Source organism: Bacillus sp. AP50 (assembly GCF_040492675.1).
GTDB classification, from domain to species: Bacteria; Bacillota; Bacilli; order Bacillales; family Bacillaceae_G; genus Bacillus_A; species Bacillus_A cereus.
The window spans coordinates 1-20,351 of record NZ_JBEUTW010000012.1; the positions used below are offsets into that span (position 1 = coordinate 1).

Here is a 20,351-nt window from a genome sequence, read left to right on the forward strand (position 1 = left end):
GATGTGTATAAGAGACAGAACCAAAAGGAACTGTTCGCATTTTTAGAAGAAAATTAGCTCCAACAAAAAAAATGGTTATTTTTTCTTTTTATTGATATAATTGTTATATAGAAATATTCTTTATAAGGGAGTGTTCATAATGATTTGGATTTCACTAATCGTATTAGCTTATTTCATCATTCTCGTCCCAATACAGTACAACTACATTAAAATGCTCAAAGAAAAACAGAAAAAAATGAATGTCTCACAAAACGAACTATATGACAATATGTCTTATGAAGAATCCCAAGTACATTACCATTATCAAAGTAACGTATTTACAATACCTGCTTCGCTTGTCGCAAGTATTATTTATAAAGTGAAACATACAGCATAATATGTACGCTGTAAAATTATTGTTTGAGTCTGTTCATTCTAGTGAGCCTAATTCTACGAAAATTGATGGGCATTATGAAGAGAATCACAATACACTTTTTGAAGAAAGCATTATTCTTGTTAAAGCAAACAGTTTAGAGGATGCTCACGAACTTGGTAAAAAAATTGCTATGCAATCTGAAGATACGTACGATAATATGTACGATGAGCAAGTAACGTGGACGTTTCGAAAAGTGTTGCATGTGTTTGAATTAGACGATACCCCCTTTGAAACTGGAAAAGAATTGTACGCAAGATTTTTACACGTTAAGAAAAATAAAGCGGTGGATACAGTCGTACAAAAATACTATCCTGAATCCGAAAAAAAGCTCACAGCAAATGCTGTGAGCTTTTTTATACTTACTTCGTTGAATCTCTAAATTGGATACGGTGAGGTAATATAACAGTGTGATCTTCCACTTTTTCTTTGTTCATATACTTTGTTAATAAACGCATTGCTACTGCACCGATATCATACATCGGTTGAACAACTGTTGAAAGCTGCGGACGAACCATTAATGCAAGACGTGTATTATCGAAACCAAGTACTTCTACGTCAGTTGGTACGTTTAATCCAGCGTCTTGTGCTGCATGGATTACACCTAGTGCCATTTCATCAGAAGACACGAAGATTGCTGTTGGCTTTTCATCATTGCTCCAAAGCTTTTCGAATGCTTCAATACCTGAGTCATATGTGTAATCTCCATCGATTACAAGATTTTCATCATATGAAATACCTGCTTCTTCTAAAGCTTTTTTATAACCTTGTAACTTCTTCGCGCTTCCCGCTTTATCAATGAAAGGACCAGAGACGAAACCGATACGTTTATGTCCTTGCTCGATAAAGTGCTTCATTGCATCATAAGCTGCTTGTGTATAATCAATATTTACTGATGGCGTTTCATTTTGCTCATCAAATGACGCTGCTAATACAATTGGTACTGGAGATTTTTTAAATTCTTCAATGTGAATGTCTGTAATATCTTCACCCATGAAAACAATTCCGTCCACTTGTTTTCCAAGCATCGTATTTAATAAATGGAACTCTTTCTCTTTGTTTTGATCAGAGTTACTTAAAATGATGTTATATTTGTACATTGTTGCGATATCTTCAATTCCACGTGCAAGTTCTGCATAAAACGTATTTGAGATATCAGGAATAATAACACCTACTGTAGTTGTCTTCTTACTTGCTAGTCCACGTGCTACCGCATTCGGGCGGTATCCTAAACGATCAATTGCTTCTAATACTTTCTTTCTTGTTGTAGGCTTTACATTTGGGTTACCGTTCACAACACGAGATACGGTAGCCATTGAAACGTTTGCTTCGCGCGCTACATCATAGATTGTTACGTTCATCTCATCGCACACTCCTTCTATTTTTGTTATCTATTTTTATGTATCGGTTACTTGAATGAAAAAAAGACATCAACTCTATTTGCAGATGCCACCAATCGTCCCGAGTTCTTCCTTTTACTAATGATACGATAAAAACGCAGGCTCATACAATATTTTCCCGCAAAAGTTTCGAAAAAATTCGCTTCTTTTCTCGTATTTTCGTATTTTTTATGAAAAAAGGGCATTTTTTGTAAAAAAATAGATGTTTCCTAAGTAGAAATCTTATTTTAAGCAGTACGATAGTAAATGAAATTTATATCGGCGATTTTTCGAATATATCGACTATAACTCGAAATATATCAGCGATTTTCCAAATATATCGACCGCAACTCTAATTATATCAGCGATTTTTTTAATATATCAACTTACCAACAAAAATCGACAATGACAGTCGCTATACAATAAGAGAAAGCTGTTCCAAAATCCCTTTTTGGAACAGCTCATTAAAAGTTTTTATAATTTACTTCCAAATGATTTTAATTCATTCATAAAATCATTGAACTGCGGTATATTCATTTGCTGCGCCGCATCTGATAAAGCTACAGCTGGATCTGGATGTACTTCAGCCATAATTGCATCTGCACCAATTGCCATCGCTGCTTTTGCAGTTGGTAAGAGAAGGTCACGTCGCCCTGTAGAATGCGTTACATCGACAACGACAGGTAAATGTGTTTCTTTCTTTAAAATCGGCACAGCGGAAATATCAAGCGTATTACGCGTCGCTCTTTCATACGTGCGAATACCTCGTTCACATAAAATAATGTTCCCATTTCCCTTTGCCATAATATATTCTGCCGCATTAATGAATTCTTCAATCGTTGCTGATAGACCACGTTTTAATAATACTGGTTTATTTACAGCACCAGCTGCCCTTAGCAAATCAAAGTTTTGCATATTGCGAGCACCAATTTGAATAACATCAACGTAATCTAATGACATCTCAATATCATTCGGATTTAAAATTTCACTAATAACAGCCAAATCATATTCATCTGCTACCTGGCGCAAAATTTGTAATCCCTCTAATCCAAGACCTTGAAAATCATACGGTGAAGTACGTGGTTTGAACGCACCACCACGCATTAATTTCAGACCTTGCTCTTTCATTGCTTCAGCAACTTGACGTACTTGTTCATAACTTTCCACTGCACACGGTCCCATAATAAAATGCTGATTTCCGTCACCAATTTTTTCACCATTAATTTCAACAATCGTATCTTCTGTTTTTTTCTTACGAGAAACAAGTAATGCTTTACGATGATCATCTTCTTGTAATTCTAAACCAGCTTGAAAAATTTGTTTGAAAATATGTTGTAAAGTCGAAGTTTCAAATGGACCATTATTATTCTCTGCAATTAAATCCAGCATATTTCTTTCACGTACAGGATCAAAACGTTTCACACCTTGTACTTCTTTTAAATTACCAACTTCTTGTACGAGACGACCTCTTTCGTTTAGTAACTCTAATATTTGTAAATTAAGTTGATCAATTTCAGAACGTAAACGACCTAATTGTTGTGATGCCATAAGAAAGCCACCTCTTTCAAATTCCTATATGTTACTTTTTTAAGATAACTTATTATAGCTGATACATATACGATTGTCACACGATATACAGCAATGAATTACCATCAAAAAACGTTGTATATTTTCATTTAAAATAAAAAAAGACAGTTTACATACTGTCTTTTTTACAAGAAGGAAACAAACGGTTTATCACTGTTTTTCTCTTTTATAATCACAGCCTCGATTTTACTTTCGGACTTGATCTGTAATTGTACTTTCGCATCTTTAGGCAATTTGTCTAACATACCTTGCGCAGCCAATTGGGTAAGAGCCATTAATTCTGTTTTACCGTTATATTTAATAACAATATTCATATTTAATGTATCCATTTGATCTTTCTTATAAGAAACTTTAGCGTTGACTGGAATAAAATCTCCATTAGAAAAACCTTTTATTTCCTTAGCAAAGTTATTTATTTTTGTATTATCTTCTCCATGTGCTTGTGTAAATTCATCAGAAGGATATGAATACGACTTTTCATCAATTGTACTCCAATTTCCAAGGTTCGTATCATTCTTTTGAACAGTAGCACTAGCAATATACGTACCATTTTTTAAAGAACTAGTACTTTCTTGCTTAAAGATAGCAAACGTAATTGGAGATTTGTTATACTTATCATTTTTGTTAATAGCTTCAATAAGTTGTTTAGCAACTTCAGTCCCTTTAGACATAGCCTCTTCATTCGATACACTTGAAGACATAGCTAAGCCAATCATAACACCAGATAAACTTAATTCATTTGAATTCTGTTTTCCGAAATAGTCTTGTTCTATAATATTCGTCAAAACTGGCGCTTCTACTTTCGCAACTAATTCATCAATTAGTTTCTCTGGAATATACTGGTTTAATTGCAGTACGTGACTCTCTGTATCAAATTGCTGCGTTGCAATATTTATTAAACCATTTTCATACTCTGCTAAATCTAATTTAGAATTTGTTTTTATATTAGCTGTATTAATAACCTTTTGTTCTTTTAAAGGAATAACAGTTCTATAATAATCTTTAGAAACAGCAGTTCTCGGAATCATACTTTTTTCTTTTGTATCTTTTTGTATAACTTCATCCTTCTTACTAATCGTATTACTATTGTTACTACAAGCTCCCAGTAATAAACTTACGACTGCGAAGGATAATGCCATTTTCTTCATTACTTAAAACCTACTTTCAACAATCTAGTTATTTAGTTTGAACTATTAATAGTGTACCACTAAATATATTTCAACAAAAACAAAAAAAAGAAGCAAGCACCTTTAGCTTGCTTCTTTTTACTTTATATTCTCTTCTAAAGCATCTTTTTTAATATTCCAATGAGATGTATTCCATACTACCATCCCATCTTTTATGTATAGCACTTGCGGTGATTCATGTCTAATACTGTATTGTTCTGCAACACGATTTGACACATCTCTCGCATCTTGTACGTATAAGTAATACGCTGGCACTTCTCTTTCTTCACTGCAATACGCTTGAAATTCTGTGTATGCACCGTGACTAATCGGGCATGTCGTACTATGTTTAAAAAGCACATACGGCTCATTCTTTTCTACTAAGACTTCAAGCTCTTCAATTGTTTCAAGTTTTGTCATATTCATCACGATTCACCTCTCATACGAAATCTAGAGCGCTTCTCTTTCTTTTCAGCTTTTTTCTCAATTCTTTCTAATTTACGCTCTTCTTTTTCAACCTTCTTCTCTTGTCTCGACGCACGGTAATGATTGTATACTTCAATCGCCGCACTGCTCCACTGTACAACTTGCGCTACTTTATCAGCGTTATTTTCAATTTCGTCCGTTACAGAGTCTGATACATTACGAAGCTTCGTATTTAAAGATTGGATTGTCGTTCCAATCCCATCTACACCCGCTACCACTTTATTTAATGACTGTGACTTCTGTTGAATATCATCAGCTAACGCATTCGTTTTATGTAATAATTGCTCTGTCTCTACGCTAATTCCTTGCATTTGCTTTTCTAAACCTTCTAACGTGCTTGCAACGTTTTCCAACGTCTTCTGAACCGATAACAACGTTCTGCATACATACACTACTAATACTGCGAAAGCAACCGCGATAATAGCCGCACTTACATATAAAAGAACTTGCATTTCATCACTTCCTTTATCTTTTTCATACTTTCCCCTATTATACAATCATTTTCCGTTTCATTCTAATCCCTATCTCATCATTAGAATTTTCATACTTATTCGTTAACTGTAACATAAATCATTCAACAAATTCCACTAAGTAGGTTACAATAGGAGAGGATACATAATTAGTAGGGAGGCTTTACATATGAAAGATCCACGTATTGAAAAGTTAGCATACAATTTAATTAACTACTCTATCCGCTTACAAAAAGGTGAAAAAGTATTAATTGAAAACTTTGGCTTACAAAAAGAACTTGTAACTGCACTTGTAAAAGAAGCATATGCAGCTGGTGGTTTCCCATTCGTCTCTTTAAAAGATCATCAAGTAGATCGCTCTTTATTAATGGGTGCTACTGAAGAACATTTCGAACAAATCGCTGCATATGAAGCAAGCGTAATGAAAGACATGGACGCTTATATCGGTCTTCGCTCTGGCGATAATATTAATGAACAAGCTGACGTTCCAAGTGAGCGTATGAAAGTTCATGGCCAAACAGTTGGTAAAAAAGTTCATAGAGATATTCGCGTTCCAAAAACACGTTGGGTTGTTCTTCGCTACCCAAATGCTTCTATGGCACAGCTTGCTAAAATGAGTACAGAAGCTTTCGAAGACTTCTACTTCGAAGTATGTAACTTAGACTACGGTAAAATGGATAAGGCAATGGATAGCCTTGTTACATTAATGAATAAAACAGATAAAGTTCGTTTAACTGGTCCTGGAACTGACTTAACATTCTCTATTAAAGACATTCCAGCAATTAAATGCTCAGGCCATTTAAACATTCCAGACGGTGAAGTATACTCTGCACCAGTTCGTGATTCTGTTAACGGTACAGTTTCTTACAACACACCATCTCCTTACAACGGTTATACATTTGAAAATGTACAACTTAAGTTTGAGAACGGTCAAATCATTGAAGCAACTGCAAACGATACAGAGCGCATTAACAAAATCTTCGATACAGACGAAGGCGCACGCTACGTTGGTGAGTTCGCAATTGGCGTAAACCCATACATCTTACATCCAATGGGAGACATCCTATTCGATGAAAAAATCGATGGCAGCTTCCACTTCACTCCTGGACAAGCTTACGACGATGCATGGAACGGCAACAACTCGAACATCCACTGGGATTTAGTATGCATCCAACGCCCTGAATACGGCGGCGGCGAAATTTACTTCGACGACGTACTAATCCGTAAAGACGGACGCTTCGTTGTACCTGAACTAGAAGCTTTAAACCCAGAGAACTTAAAATAATAATAAAAACGCTCGGAATTTTCGCCGAGCGTTTTTATTTCTTTCCTACCATTTCTATTTTCACATGTGGATTTTCTTTCTCTATAAGCCCCAAGAATTCATCCATATTTTGCGGCATCGCAACCATATGTACTTTATATGCATTCGTCGTAATTTCAAGAGACTTTCCGACCTGACGTATAATTCTCACATCTTTTAATACAATATCATCATTTAAAATACCGTACTTTAATACGCCATTTTCTACTTTATGTTTTTTAATAAATACTTCCCAAACGAGTGGTACATTTACAATGAAGCATAAACCCATCCCAATCAACGCTGACATCCAATGCGCTTTATTGGTGAAAAGCATGACAATTGGATATATAAACATAAACGCTAACGTAAGACAAACGAAAATGACTACTGACTTACTTCTTTGAATTGGAAAGTTCATACCTACACCCCCTAACCCAAATTATACTACTATTTCCATTTTGCTTCATAGAAAAAGGCCATTTCTAAATGACCTTTTACACAATGTACCTATAAAATTTCTTATCTACCTGTAGCACCGGAAAGTTTTTCGGCAACTCGTCTATACTCACACTTTCAAAACCATTCTTTTCATAAAAACGATGTGCCGCTAAAAATTTTACTGTTGTTCCTAAGTAAATATCTTTCAATTTTTTATCCTCAGCCCATGAAATTGCTGTTTGAAGCAACATATGTGATGCGCCCCATTCTTTTCCGCGAAACTCTTTCTTCACGAACATTTTTCTTAACGCTACTTGATGATTCTCAATATCTAATAAAGCTACTGTTCCAACTACTTTCCCATCATAAATTGCTACCCAAAAGTTTCCTTGATCCTTTTGATAGAATGTTTCTATTTCAAGTAAATCAGGTTGCTCTTCTTTCGTAATTGAAACATTATACTCTTTTTGCTGAATATGAACGATAAGATCTACTACTTCCTCTTGAAACGTACTTTCATACGGAATAATGCATATCTTCTCGTTCATCGAATCTCCTTCCACTCTGAAGCTAGTAAACTATATACAGCGATATCGTGAAAATGATCATATAGCCATTCATCATCTCTTAAAATGCCATCTAACTTAAATCCTAAACGTTCTGGAATAGCGCGGCTTTTCACATTTTCAACACCGCATCTAATTTCCATTTTATTTAATTTTAAATTCTCAAATGCATAGTGAAGTACAGCCTTCACACTACGCGTCATAATACCTTTCCCGCCAGCATCTTCTGCAAGATAATATCCAAGACTTGCCGCTTTCTTCCCCCAACTTACTGGGTGAATGCCTACCATCCCAACGAGCTTTCCTTTGTAACGGATACCACTTTCAAAACCGTCTCCCTCTGCAAACTTCTTTAACCACATCGGACAAATCTCATCATACGCATCAGCAGATTTGGTCCCATCTACCCAAGGAAGCCATCTTCGTAAATGATTACGGTTTTGGTCTATTAATTGATATAGTTCCTCCTTATGATGCTTCTCTAATAACTGTAATTCGATTTCATCGTCTACTCGAAGTGTGAACATGTTTTTTAGTCCCCTTTTTAGTTTTCTTATTATTCTAACACTTATATTTCAAAACACGTACCAATATATCAACGATTTTTGAAATATATCGAACACAACTCCATATATATAGACGTTTCAACATTAATGCACAACCACGACAACAAAAAAAGACGCATAGCCAAGCTATGCGTCTTTCCTATTACTTCTCTGCAACTTGAACTTCTTTTACGTAAGCTGCTTCGAATTTTTGGATGTCTCCTGCGCCCATGAAAATTAGAACGCCGTTTTTATGTTTCTTTAATACATCCGTTGTTGTATCTGTAATTAGTTCTGCACCGTCAATACGCTTTTGCAGATCTTCGATTGTTAATTCACCTTTGTTTTCGCGTGCTGATCCGAAAATATCACATAAGTATACTTGATCAGCTTTGCTTAGGCTTTCTGCGAACTCATCTAAGAACTTTTCTGTACGTGAGAATGTGTGTGGCTGGAATACAGCGACAATTTCACGCTCTGGATGTTTTTGACGAGCTGCTTCAATCGTTGCATTAATTTCTGTCGGATGGTGTGCGTAGTCATCGATAATCACTTGCTCTCCCATCGGCTTTTCATTAAAGCGACGTTTTACGCCTTCAAAAGTTGTTAGCTGATGCTTAACTGCTTCTACATCAACATTTTCATAATGGCAAAGTGCAATTACTGCTAATGCATTTAATACGCTGTGATTGCCGTATCCTGTAATTTTGAACGTGTCATAGTACGTATTACGAACGAATACATCAAAAATAGTACCATCTGTTCTCTTTTGGATGTTGCGTGCTTGGAAATCATTATCTTCTCCAAATCCATAGAAAATAACAGGTACTTTCGCTTGAATTTTTTGAAGTTCTTCATCATCTCCACATGCAATAATGCCTTTTTTCACTTGCAATGCCATCTCTTGGAATGCACTGAATACATCATTGATGTCTGCAAAATAATCTGGATGATCAAAATCAATATTCGTCATAATTGCATAGTCTGGATTATAAGACAAGAAATGACGACGATACTCACAAGCTTCAAATACAAAATACTTACTATTTTCTACCCCATGCCCTGTTCCATCTCCAATAAGGTAAGATGTTGGGTGTGCACCTTGCATTACATGGGCTAACAAACCTGTTGTTGATGTTTTTCCGTGTGCACCAGTTACAGCAACACTTGTGTATTGGCTCATCAGGTCACCTAAGAAATGATGGTAACGATGGACTGGGATGTTTAATTCTTTTGCTGCTACGATTTCTTCATGCGTATCAGGAAATGCATTTCCTGCAATAATCACTTGTCCTTCTTCTACATTATTCTTATCAAAAGGAAGGATCGAGATACTACGCTTTTCCAACGCTGTTTGTGTAAAGAAACGCTTTTCATAATCAGACCCTTGAACAGTATGCTTCATATCATGAAGAATTTGCGCTAATGAACTCATTCCTGTTCCTTTAATTCCTACAAAATGGTAAACTGTCATCTTAAAGAACCTCCAACATTTCGAACTAATACAACGGCCTATCTATAAGACAGTATATGAATCTTTTCTTATTTTGGTAATCATCATACATTTTTGATGTAGTGAAGTTATTCTTCCCTTCACTTATCAGGATAAACTCGTACGTACTTCTTTATATATCCATAACAAGTCCATTATAGCAAAAAAGAAGCCGCTATACTATGATAACAGAAAAACTGATAGGGTCAATCACCTATCAGTTTTTCTCTCTTTTACATCTCTTCTCTTTTTTCTAATTGAACACGCTCTAAACGTGGGTTTGGACGATATTTACGACCAGCTTTTGCTTCTGGTTTCCCATTTAATTCTACATTATCACCAGTAAAGCCAATATTCATTTTTAATAAGCTACTTCCTACCCCGTATATGTCAACAGGTACGTTTTGAGCTTCAAATTCACGAATACGCTTCTCATCAAATCCACCAGTTACAACGATGTCTACATGCTGGAATCCTTCTTCATCAAGTGCTTTACGAAGTGCGAATACAAGCGATGGGTTTACACCACGTGGATCGAATGTTCCAAGTACTTCTGGGTGGCGAATGAAGTATTGATCAATCATCGTGCGGGACGTATCTACACGTACACCTTTTAATGTTGATCCAAATTCACGCGCTACGCGAAGTGCATCTGTAATGACATCATTGTTGTAATCAATTAATACAACTAATTCATCTTCTGGGAATTTCTTATGATATGCTTTTGCCGCTTCTACAACATCACCATTAAACATTTGAATTAATGCGTGAGGCATCGTCCCCATACCACTTTTGCCCCACCATTCATTCATCGCATGCGTCGCTTGTGCGCTCATACCTCCGATGTATGCTGCATAACCGTCACCAGCTTGTTGTGTATAATGATCGTCACGATCTCCCATGAAAATAACTGGTTTTTCTTTATCTACGCTACGCGCAGCTTGGACAACGTTATATACGTTTGTCGCAACCGATGTACGACGAGCTAAAATCCCATCAATGACACCTTCTAAAAATCCGAAATTTTCATAAGGACCATGAATTGTTAACACTGTTTCAAATGGACTAATTTTATCGCCATCTTTTAAAGAGTTAATCTCAAGTTCCTCAGGATTTTTAGCGAATGTTTGTAGCAATGCAATTACTTCATCCGTTCCGCAAAGAACTGCATTTTCCTTTTGGAAAAATTGCATCGTTACAACACTTTTCGGGCGAAATTCTTCGATGATTTCTCTAGTCTTTAAAAAGTAAACGGCAGAGAACCACCCTTCTCCAACACGTTCGTCAAATTTAAATGTTTTATTTGTTAGTCTATTTATTTCACCTTTTAATTTTAATTCAATTTCTTTCATGTCGCTTTACTCCCTACTTTACTATCCAACATTTTCTCTTAGTATACAGCAAAATCGTTTACTATACATTCGTTTCCTGCATAGCGGCAAATTCATCCTCAGAAATAAGGACATCTCTCGGTTTCGTTCCTCTACCTTCAGAAATAATTCCTTGCGATTCCATCTCTTCAATGAGACGTGCCGCGCGATTATAACCGATGCGGAATTTTCGCTGTACAGAAGATGTGGACGCTCCCCCTTGTTCTACAACAAATTGACATGCATCAAGGAACAATTCGTCTTCCGACTCAGCTTGTTCTGTTTTCGCTAATAAATCCTCTTGCTTAAATAAATAATTCGGCTTCATTTGCTTTTTCACATGATCAACTGTTTTTTCAATCTCATCATCCGATACATATACACCTTGTACACGAACTGGCTTAGATGTACCGTTCCCTAAGAATAACATATCACCACGGCCAAGTAATTTCTCCGCGCCCCCAATATCAATAATCGTACGCGAATCAACTTGAGATGATACAGTAAACGCAATACGCGTTGGAATATTTGACTTAATTAAACCTGTAATAACATCTACAGATGGACGCTGCGTTGCTACTAATAAATGAATACCACAAGCACGTGCTTTTTGCGCAATACGACAAATCGCTTCCTCAACATCACCAGGTGCTACCATCATTAAATCGGCTAACTCGTCAATGACAATAACGATATAAGGTAATGTCTCTCCTGGAATTTCTCGCTCACTTACAATCGTATTGTAGCGAGTTAAATCACGAGCACCAGCATGCGCAAACAATTCATAACGGCGTTCCATTTCCTCAACTGCCCATTTTAATGCAGCTGTCGCTGCTTTTACATCCGTAATAACAGGTGCTACAAGATGTGGAACAGAATTGTATGGTGCAAGCTCAACCATCTTCGGATCAATTAACATTAACTTCACTTCATGTGGTTTCGCTTTATATAAAATACTCGTTAAAATCGCGTTAATACACACACTTTTACCTGAACCCGTCGCCCCCGCAATAAGTCCGTGCGGCATTTTTCGAATATCCGTTACAATTGGATCCCCTGAAATATCAAGCCCCAGCGCAACAGTAAGCGGTGATTCACTCTTTGTGAATACAGGACTTCTTAAAATTTCGCGAAGAAATACTGGCTTACTTTCTTTATTTGGAACTTCAATTCCAATCGCACTCTTCCCTGGAATTGGCGCTTCAATACGAATATCTTTCGCAGCTAAACTTAACTTAATATCATCACTTAAATTTGTAATTTTATTTACTTTCACACCTGGGTCTGGCTGCACCTCAAAACGAGTTACTGCTGGCCCTTGCGATACATTAATAACATGTGCTCCAACGTGAAAATTATTAAACGTTGTATCTAATAATTCTTTCTGCTCCTCTAACCATTCTGTATTATCTAACGCTGATTGCTGTGGAATCGACAACAGCGCTAATGGCGGAACAGTGTATGTCGGTGGTGTGTGCAATACATTTCGCATATCGTTCTCTCTTTGATTTACAACATATGCTTTCTCTTGTACTTCCGTACTTGAAATTGGCTTTTGTACTTGCTCTACCACTACTTGCTGTATTGGTTGTTCTTCCACTTGTGGCTCTGCTACTACTTGCTGCATTGGTTGCTCTTCCACTTGTGGTTCTGCTACTACTTGCTGCACTGGGCGTTCTTCCACTTGTGGTTCTGCTACCTCTTGTTGCACTGGCTTATTCTCTACTCGTACATTAGCAGAAGGCTGCATTGCATTTGCTCTAGCTGCATGTCTTTCCATTAATCGTGTTCTATCTTGTTTCAACATAACAACATTAAATGGTACATGACGCTTTTTCTCACGTTTTGGTTCTTCTTTTTGTACAACTGGTTGTTCTTCTGCGACTGGTGTTTCCTCGGCAACTGGTTGTTCTTCTACGACTGGCGCTTCTTCTACAACTGATTGCTCTTCTACGACCGGTGCTTCTTCTACAACTTGTTGCTCTTCTGCGACTGGCGCTTCTTCTACAACTGGTTGTTCTTCTGCAATTAAAACATCCGCAAAGCTTTGAACATCTTTCTTCGTTTGTTCATCAGCCTCAGCAACATGTATGAATTCACTCTTTTGTTCAATTGCTTCATCTTCTTGCTGAATTTCCTCAAGTGCTACAAATGTCTCTACTACAGGCGCGTTTATTTCTGCAATTACTTCAGCTTCTTCTGACTCTTCTGCTTCCGCAATTACTTCTACTTCTTCTGACTCTTCTGTTTCTGTAATTACTTCCACTTCTTCTGACTCTTCTGTTTCTGTAATTACTTCCACTTCTTCTAGCTCTTCTGTTTCCGCAATTACTTCAGCTTCTTCTAGCTCTTCTGTTTCTGTAATTACTTCAGCTTCTTCTGACTCTTCTGTTTCTGTAATTACTTCCACTTCTTCAGGTGCCTCTGTTTCCATAACTACTTCTTCAAACTCTTCCGTTTCTGCAATTACTTCTACTTTTGACACTTCTTCTGGTATTTCCACAATGATTGTTTCTTCAAGTTTTTCTTCTGCTTTGACAATCACTGATTCTTCTGGAGCTTGCTTTTCTACTTCAATAGTAGGTTGTTTTATTTCTGTATTACGTTTAATTTCTTCTGATAATATTGTATCCTCGTGCTCTACTTTAGAAGCTACTAATTCTTCTTGTAGATTGTTTTCGTTTAACACCACTACATCTTTTTCTAGCTTAGCACTTTCCATCTGCTCAGCTACTGTTTTATGAAGTAATTCATCCGCTGAAACTTCCTGCGGTGTACTCATTTCTTGAATCACTTCTTTTTCTTCTACTAAAGGCACTTGGCGTTCAATTTCATAACCGTTTTTCTCTAGCCATTGATCAACTACTGACTTTTCTTCCTTTTTATTCTCTTCATATTGTTGCTCTCCTTGCTGGTTAGCAGCTCTATGACTAGAAGAAGTTGGTGCTTGTCCTTCTGAGAAATCAGATAATGTATATCCTTTTTTCTCTAACCATGCATCAACGACTGATTTACCCTCTACAGATATTTCAAGGTCTTCTCTTTCCTTTACTTCCTCCTGCTTTTCTTCCTTTTTCTCTACTGAAGGACGATTATATCCATAAATTGGCGAAATCATTTCTGTTGGCCGAAATGGTCTACGGTTACTCTCTTGCGCTGGTGTAGATGCTTTCTTTACGACAGACTCCCGCACCGGTTCATATTGCACTTCCGGCTCTTCATATGTAGAAACTACCTTTTCCACATACGGTCGTCTGCTTCTTTCCACCTTTATTCCTCTTTGGGCAGTCGGTTCTTCATATGTTACTCCTTGAACAGGTTGTTCTTCGAAGCGATTTACTTCGCTTTCATCCTCTTCATCGAACCCATTATCCGGTACTAAAGGAAAACGGCATTTACCTGCATTCCTACTTGCCATTTGTGCTTCTCTTGCTTCAGTGTAGTGGTTTACACGAGGAATTTTCGGCTGACTTTCAATTTGCTTTGGTACTTCTTTATTCATCGCTGTTTGTTCTTCCTCTTTGTTAAACAGCTTTTTCATCCAATCTAACATGCTTACCACTCTTTCTACTAAATAGTAACATCCTTTATTGTATCAGCATTCGGCAAAAAGTGCAGGTAAAATTAAGCATGTCATATTTATCCATAATATTCTAATTTACGAGTGTTTTCATATAAAAAAACGCAGTCTTTCATGTAAGACTGCGTTTAAGCTTTACTCTTCCGATATTCATCTACACTATCCGTTACACTTTGCAACAAGGAATTTACATACTGCGAGTCAGATAATTTTTTATCTTCTTCAGGATTTGACATAAACCCAAGTTCTAATAGTACACCAGGTACTTTGGACCAATTAAATCCAGAAAGATCATCCCTGAATTTAATTCCATTCACTTTCACTTGTTGATTCTCTCTCATTTTATTTACAATCGTTTGAGAGATTTGAAGACTTTCCGCATAAATCTCTTTCGTATACGGACTTCCTTCTGCCGGCGTCAATACAGCGAATCCACTTTGGTTTGGATTTTCAGAACCATCTGCATGAAGACGTAAAAATAAATTAGCCTTATGATTATTTGCGAATGTCGCCCTTTCTTTATTACTTATATCAACGTCTTGTGATGTTCTCGTCATTAATACTTGTATCCCTTTTGCTTCAAGCTTTTCTTTTAATAAAAAAGCCATTTCTAATACAAGTACAGCCTCTCTCTTTTTCGTCACAACACCTGTTGTACCGTCTGTCACTTTATATTTTTGCGTTGTTGCCCCTGGTCCAATCGGCTCTAAATTTAAATTCGCTTTTTGTTGATGCCCTGGATCAATAACGACGAGAAACTTCTCTTGTTTTTCATTACTCTCTACTTTTTGTTCATTATTTTGCACTGGTTGCTCAGTCGGCTGCACTGGCGTAGTTTCTTCTTTCTTTTCATCAGATGATACTTCCTCTTGCTTATGTTCTACTTGCTCATTCGTTTGAATTGCTTGCGATTCTTCGTTCTTTTCTTGCTCTTGCTGCTTTTCTACCGGTGCGTCTTCTTTGGTATCTTTGTTTTTCTCTTGTATAGAAGATGTAGTTTCTTTTTTCGGCTGCCCTTGTGAACAACCGGCCATATATATTCCAATGAATGCAATCATGCTCATTATTTTTATATACTTCATACTTCTCTCCCATCACTTTGCACCGGATTCAAAGTTTTTCTTATAATTGCCCTATAATCTCATCTATATTTCCAATATAAACTGGTTGCCATTTTTCTGTACCACGTTCTGCAGTATAAAGCGGATAAGCGTCATCATCTATATTTACGAAAACTGGATCGCCCATATCCGTTTCATATCCAATTGTAATCCATTCTTCTTTCCATTTTCCGTGTTCTTCACTTATTAATGAATTTTTATGTTTATCGTATCGGTAACCGATTTGTCCTTTTTCTAATTCACTTTCACTAAACAAATATATTTCATAAGTACCTAGCTCAACATCTTGCTGTTTTGAAGTTTCAATTCGTTTTAGAAGTTCTGCGATTTTTGGTTGCTGTTTCATACTTCTATCCCCTTCTACTTTTCTAAATTTTAACTAGATTGTTTATAAAATACAATATAGATTTTAAGAAAAAAGGTGACATCCTTATCATATTAACGATTTTTTAAATATATCTATCACAACTCTCAATATATCAACGATTTAACACGAAATTTCGATTTACCGACAAAGAATGACAAGAAAAGAGAGGCTGTCCAAAAGGACACCCTCTCTTTTCTTATATCAATTAAAATTTAAACTCTTGTCCAACTTCAAAGCTATCTTCTAATACAAGAATACCTTTCTCTTGTGGAGCGTCTGGAAGCTCTAATTCACGTGCAGAGCAAATCATTCCAGAAGAAGGAACACCGCGAAGTTCTGCTGGTTTAATTAACATACCGCTTGGCATTACAGCACCAATTTTTGCAACGACAACTTTTTGTCCTGCATCAACGTTTGGTGCGCCACATACGATTTGTAATGTTTCTGTACCGATTTCTACTTTACAGATGTTTAGCTTATCAGCATTTGGATGCTTTTCTTTTTCAGCTACATAGCCTACAACAAATTTCGGAGAAAGATCTGCTTCTACTGTTTCTTCAAAGCCATTCTTCGCTAAAATTTCGTTGATTTTCTCTACAAGCTCTTTCGTTAATGTAAGGTTGCCTGTTTCTTTTACTTCTAAGTAAGAAGATGCATTAAAGATGTTGAATCCTGCTGTCTCGTTGCTTTCACGATCGTATACGCGTGCAACATCTCCTTTGCGATCAAAAGTACGGTTCTCTAAAGTAATATCTTGTAAGGCAACAATTAAAGTGTCACCAATTCCTTCAAGGTTGTAAAAAACGTTCACTTCGTTCATCCTTTCTCTTTTCCATCTGTCTTCTTCCGATTTTTCGCTAAAATAAAGATTGGTTCAAATTCTCCATCTTCATATACGAATGAAAGTGATGTAATCGGAACATGCCCTTCGGCAAAAAATTTCATTGTCATTTGTGCAATAATATCATAACCGATTTCGTTGACGATATCAGCAATAATTAATACATCTTGGTGAGGAACAGCAACAACCATGTCACCAGAAATCTTTTCACGCATCGATTGTAGTAACGATTCGTTTAAAATACGAGTCGCGTCATACCCATCATTTGTGTTTAAAAAGTAGAATGTATTCCCCGCTACTGTGTCTTGTTTAAATTCATAACCTAATGAGCGTGCGTTGAATAATGCCATTTCACGCACTTGCTGTTCTGTAAGTTCTAATTTTTGTAATAGACGCTCGTCAATTAGTCGATACGTTTTATTCGAATCTAACGCATAGTAAATACGTGTTTCCGCCGTATGATCCGTCATAATAAACGGATTTCCTTCTTCTGCTTGTTTCGGGAAAGAAGTAGAGCGAATAACAGGTAAAATTTTCGCTCCGCTATTTTCTTCTTTATGCATCGCAATTAGCGCTTCTTGTACGTAATAAGCAACTTCTTCAATTGCCTTTTCTTTGTTCACTTCCCATTTTGCCACAACTCCTGGAAGCGATACGTTAATACCTTTTTTGGAGTCTTTTTGTTCAATACGTAAAACTTCTTTCTCACTATCATACTGAAAGTCCCATTCTGGGCGAGATAATTTCTTTATTAACTCATCTTTCATCTTTTTACTTGTCATCTTCATCTCTTTTTCCTCCCTTCCAAAAAAATAACCTCCCCCGCGAAGGTAGAGGTTGTTTTACAATTCAATTGGCAAATTGCCTTATTTTAAACCTTCAATGAACTCTTCGATTTGTTCTTGTGTTTTACGATCTTTGTTTACATAGCGACCAGTTTCTTCACCTTTATTGTACGCTACAAAGCTCGGAATGCCAAATACGTCTAATTTTACGCATAGATCAATAAACTCATCGCGATCTACATAGTAAAATGAGAAATCACTATATTTCTCTTCTACTTCTGGCATAAATGGGTCTACAAAGCGGCAGTCTGGGCACCATTCTGCTGAGAACATAAAGACTACATTCTCTTCATTTTTTAACTGTTGGAATTGCTCCATGCTTTCTAATGACTTCATCTATATTTCCTCCTCTAACGGGTACATTTTTCATGTTATAATCTTTCTTTTATACTACCATACATCGCGCACGGTGCAAGGTTTATGCTTGCTTTTTGTCATACTTATATTGCCCAACTAACAACTTAACAACGTGTACAAATAATTCCGTACGGTCGACATAATCATCTGTAAAAATACCGATCGCACCTTCGTGACTACGAATATCTTTTCGCTGCACAAACTCTTCCATCACTTCGCTTAATTCCTTACCATCTTCAAGAGGTGCTAAAAAATCGTCTGGTAACGTAATACGCGCTCCTCCGGCCACAAATACTTTCCCATCACTTGTTGCTAGCGCGCCCCAGTTACACATAAATAAACCGTGCTCCGTTTTCATTACGCCGCCTTCTAGCCCAATCCCAATTGGAGCTTCTCCGTCCTCTAGCGCTCGCTTCGCTCTATTGATCGCTCCTTGCATCGTCTCTTCATCTGAGAAAGGCTGAGCTGATACTCCTGACGGAACAGAAAGAGATGTAATTTCAGCATCTTTCCAAACCTTCTCCACAGCGCCAACCTTCGTTTTATTCTTCGATCCAACTACTACTTTCATTTCGTTCACCTCTATAAAAATTCATCATTCTATTCTAATATCCGCTTCGGCACAAATTAAGTACCAACCACTACCACACACCATCAGGGAATTCCTTCTCCCCATAAAAGAAGGTCGCTTTCTACAATATTACTGGTCCTAAACACAAAAACAGGCTTCTTCTTTCTTCCTACCCGCGGTCTTAATACATCATTCGAGCACCCATTAGGCACTAACCGCCACCACTCATCGCTGGGTCATCTATTCAACCTAAAAAAAGAAGGGTTTTTCGCCCTTCTTCTCTACGCGTTATTCTTAATTGTCTCTAACGTCGTTTTATCTGTTGTTCTTACAAGCTTCGTAATTAATTCTTTCGCCGCTGCATAATCATCAACATGTAAAATTGAAGCATGTGTATGAATGTAGCGTGCACAAACACCAATTACTGCTGATGGGATACCAGAGTTACTTGTATGTACACGGCCCGCATCTGTACCACCTTGTGAAATAAAGTATTGGTACGGAATGTTGTTTGTTTCTGCTGTATCTAAAATGAATTCGCGCATTCCTCTATGTGTTACCATCGTGCGATCATAAATACGAAGAAGAGCACCTTTTCCTAATTGACCGAACTGCGTTTTGTCACCAGATGCATCGTTTGCTGGACTTGCATCAAGCGCATAAAAAATGTCTGGTTGAATCATATTTGCAGCTGTTTGTGCTCCGCGGAGGCCTACTTCTTCTTGTACAGTAGCACCAGAATATAATGTATTTGGTAATGTTTCATCTTTTAATTCTTTTAACAATTCGATTGCAAGACCACATCCGTAACGGTTGTCCCAAGCTTTCGCCATAATTTTCTTTTCGTTTGCCATCGGCGTGAATGGGCAAATCGGCACGATTTGTTGTCCTGGTTTTACACCAATTTCAATCGCATCTTCATAACTATCTGCACCTATATCAATTAACATATTTTTTATATCCATCGGTTTTGCACGTTGCGCGTCACTTAATAAATGAGGAGGAATAGAACCAACAACCCCAATAACAGGACCATTCTTCGTCATAACTTGTACACGCTGTGCTAATAAAACTTGACTCCACCATCCGCCTAACGTTTGAAAACGAAGCATTCCGTTTTTCGTAATTTGCGTAATCATGAAACCTACTTCATCCATATGACCTGCTACAAGAACACGCGGGCCAGTTTCGTCCCCTTTTTTCAGACCAAATACGCTCCCTAAACCGTCTTGTACAATTTCATCTGCATATTTGCTTAATTCTTGTTTCATAAAACGGCGTACATCATGTTCAAAACCTGATGCACCTTGTAATTCTGTTAACGTACGAAATAATTGTAATGTCTCTTTATTCACGAAGTCCCCTTCTTTCAAACCTTAGTAGAATACCCCTTTTATTGTAACGAAATTTTCGAAATGTTTCTAGTTTCTTCTTTTTTAGCTGTATTTGCTT

General features: G+C 37.0%; 21 protein-coding genes. 3 read left to right on the top strand and 18 right to left on the bottom strand.

Going from position 1 to position 20,351, the window contains the following annotated elements; translation table 11 throughout:
- The first annotated feature begins 139 nt into the window (after window positions 1–139).
- Both ABWK52_RS01410 and ABWK52_RS01415 read left to right on the top strand, forming a co-directional pair.
- Window positions 140–376 (top strand): DUF3949 domain-containing protein, encoded by a 237-nt coding sequence (locus tag ABWK52_RS01410; protein WP_098541191.1) that lies wholly within the window; start codon window positions 140–142, stop codon window positions 374–376.
- Between the two features lies 1 nt (window position 377).
- Window positions 378–794, top strand: a complete 417-nt coding sequence (locus ABWK52_RS01415) for a DUF4288 domain-containing protein (RefSeq protein WP_050428231.1) — start codon at window positions 378–380, stop codon at window positions 792–794.
- Here the strand turns inward: ABWK52_RS01415 and ccpA are convergent.
- The 5 genes from ccpA to ABWK52_RS01440 all read right to left on the bottom strand — a co-directional run bounded on the left by ccpA (window position 775) and on the right by ABWK52_RS01440 (window position 5,482).
- Complete coding sequence (ccpA, locus tag ABWK52_RS01420) at window positions 775–1,773, bottom strand: catabolite control protein A (protein WP_001103297.1); 999 nt, start codon at window positions 1,771–1,773, stop codon at window positions 775–777. The two genes, ABWK52_RS01415 and ccpA, sit on opposite strands and share 20 nt — an antisense overlap.
- A 492-nt stretch (window positions 1,774–2,265) precedes the next feature.
- Complete coding sequence (locus tag ABWK52_RS01425; RefSeq protein ID WP_000168204.1) at window positions 2,266–3,339, bottom strand: bifunctional 3-deoxy-7-phosphoheptulonate synthase/chorismate mutase; 1,074 nt, start codon at window positions 3,337–3,339, stop codon at window positions 2,266–2,268.
- A 164-nt stretch (window positions 3,340–3,503) separates the two neighbouring features.
- Entirely contained in the window at window positions 3,504–4,526 is a 1,023-nt protein-coding gene (locus tag ABWK52_RS01430) for a CamS family sex pheromone protein (RefSeq protein WP_000738025.1), read from the bottom strand.
- A gap of 117 nt (window positions 4,527–4,643) precedes the next feature.
- Window positions 4,644–4,970: a bacillithiol system redox-active protein YtxJ gene (gene ytxJ, locus ABWK52_RS01435; RefSeq protein WP_001057469.1), complete on the bottom strand. Its 327-nt coding sequence runs from the start codon at window positions 4,968–4,970 to the stop codon at window positions 4,644–4,646.
- On the bottom strand, window positions 4,970–5,482 hold the full coding sequence (locus ABWK52_RS01440) for a DUF948 domain-containing protein (protein WP_001197720.1): 513 nt from the start codon (window positions 5,480–5,482) through the stop codon (window positions 4,970–4,972). Before ABWK52_RS01440 ends, ytxJ begins: the two co-directional genes overlap by 1 nt.
- A gap of 187 nt (window positions 5,483–5,669) precedes the next feature.
- Here ABWK52_RS01440 and ABWK52_RS01445 point away from each other — a divergent pair, with 187 nt between their 5' ends.
- Window positions 5,670–6,785 (top strand): aminopeptidase, encoded by a 1,116-nt coding sequence (locus tag ABWK52_RS01445; protein WP_098541193.1) that lies wholly within the window; start codon window positions 5,670–5,672, stop codon window positions 6,783–6,785.
- Between the two features lie 34 nt (window positions 6,786–6,819).
- Here the strand turns inward: ABWK52_RS01445 and ABWK52_RS01450 are convergent, their stop codons facing one another.
- The 13 genes from ABWK52_RS01450 to ABWK52_RS01510 form a co-directional block, all read right to left on the bottom strand.
- A complete protein-coding gene (locus ABWK52_RS01450) occupies window positions 6,820–7,224 on the bottom strand; it encodes a PH domain-containing protein (RefSeq protein WP_001010629.1) in 405 nt (134 codons plus the stop codon).
- Between the two features lie 76 nt (window positions 7,225–7,300).
- Complete coding sequence (locus ABWK52_RS01455) at window positions 7,301–7,792, bottom strand: GNAT family N-acetyltransferase (RefSeq protein WP_098541195.1); 492 nt, start codon at window positions 7,790–7,792, stop codon at window positions 7,301–7,303.
- Window positions 7,789–8,337 carry a GNAT family N-acetyltransferase gene (locus ABWK52_RS01460; RefSeq protein WP_000494658.1) on the bottom strand — a complete coding sequence of 183 codons (549 nt, stop codon included), beginning with the start codon at window positions 8,335–8,337 and terminating at the stop codon, window positions 7,789–7,791. The genes ABWK52_RS01455 and ABWK52_RS01460 overlap by 4 nt, the downstream gene beginning before the upstream one ends.
- A 181-nt stretch (window positions 8,338–8,518) precedes the next feature.
- Complete coding sequence (gene murC / locus ABWK52_RS01465; RefSeq protein WP_000219468.1) at window positions 8,519–9,829, bottom strand: UDP-N-acetylmuramate--L-alanine ligase; 1,311 nt, start codon at window positions 9,827–9,829, stop codon at window positions 8,519–8,521.
- Between the two features lie 251 nt (window positions 9,830–10,080).
- Complete coding sequence (locus tag ABWK52_RS01470) at window positions 10,081–11,199, bottom strand: nicotinate phosphoribosyltransferase (protein ID WP_000658370.1); 1,119 nt, start codon at window positions 11,197–11,199, stop codon at window positions 10,081–10,083.
- Between the two features lie 61 nt (window positions 11,200–11,260).
- Window positions 11,261–14,770, bottom strand: coding sequence for a DNA translocase FtsK (locus ABWK52_RS01475; protein ID WP_353771867.1), 3,510 nt, complete (start codon window positions 14,768–14,770; stop codon window positions 11,261–11,263).
- A 155-nt stretch (window positions 14,771–14,925) separates the two neighbouring features.
- Entirely contained in the window at window positions 14,926–15,879 is a 954-nt protein-coding gene (locus ABWK52_RS01480; RefSeq protein ID WP_141537343.1) for an N-acetylmuramoyl-L-alanine amidase, read from the bottom strand.
- 40 nt (window positions 15,880–15,919) lie between these two features.
- The gene (locus ABWK52_RS01485; protein ID WP_000813343.1) at window positions 15,920–16,264 is read right to left on the bottom strand and encodes a hypothetical protein; all 345 of its coding nucleotides are present in this window, start codon (window positions 16,262–16,264) and stop codon (window positions 15,920–15,922) included.
- A gap of 226 nt (window positions 16,265–16,490) precedes the next feature.
- Complete coding sequence (gene ytpR / locus ABWK52_RS01490; protein ID WP_001006761.1) at window positions 16,491–17,105, bottom strand: YtpR family tRNA-binding protein; 615 nt, start codon at window positions 17,103–17,105, stop codon at window positions 16,491–16,493.
- The gene (locus ABWK52_RS01495) at window positions 17,102–17,914 is read right to left on the bottom strand and encodes a DUF1444 domain-containing protein (RefSeq protein WP_000784588.1); all 813 of its coding nucleotides are present in this window, start codon (window positions 17,912–17,914) and stop codon (window positions 17,102–17,104) included. The genes ytpR and ABWK52_RS01495 overlap by 4 nt, the downstream gene beginning before the upstream one ends.
- A gap of 78 nt (window positions 17,915–17,992) precedes the next feature.
- The gene (locus tag ABWK52_RS01500; RefSeq protein ID WP_000838193.1) at window positions 17,993–18,307 is read right to left on the bottom strand and encodes a thioredoxin family protein; all 315 of its coding nucleotides are present in this window, start codon (window positions 18,305–18,307) and stop codon (window positions 17,993–17,995) included.
- 82 nt (window positions 18,308–18,389) lie between these two features.
- Complete coding sequence (locus tag ABWK52_RS01505; RefSeq protein ID WP_000869937.1) at window positions 18,390–18,899, bottom strand: DUF84 family protein; 510 nt, start codon at window positions 18,897–18,899, stop codon at window positions 18,390–18,392.
- A 281-nt stretch (window positions 18,900–19,180) separates the two neighbouring features.
- Window positions 19,181–20,254 (bottom strand): M42 family metallopeptidase, encoded by a 1,074-nt coding sequence (locus ABWK52_RS01510; RefSeq protein WP_001031508.1) that lies wholly within the window; start codon window positions 20,252–20,254, stop codon window positions 19,181–19,183.
- Between the last annotated feature and the right edge of the window lie 97 nt (window positions 20,255–20,351).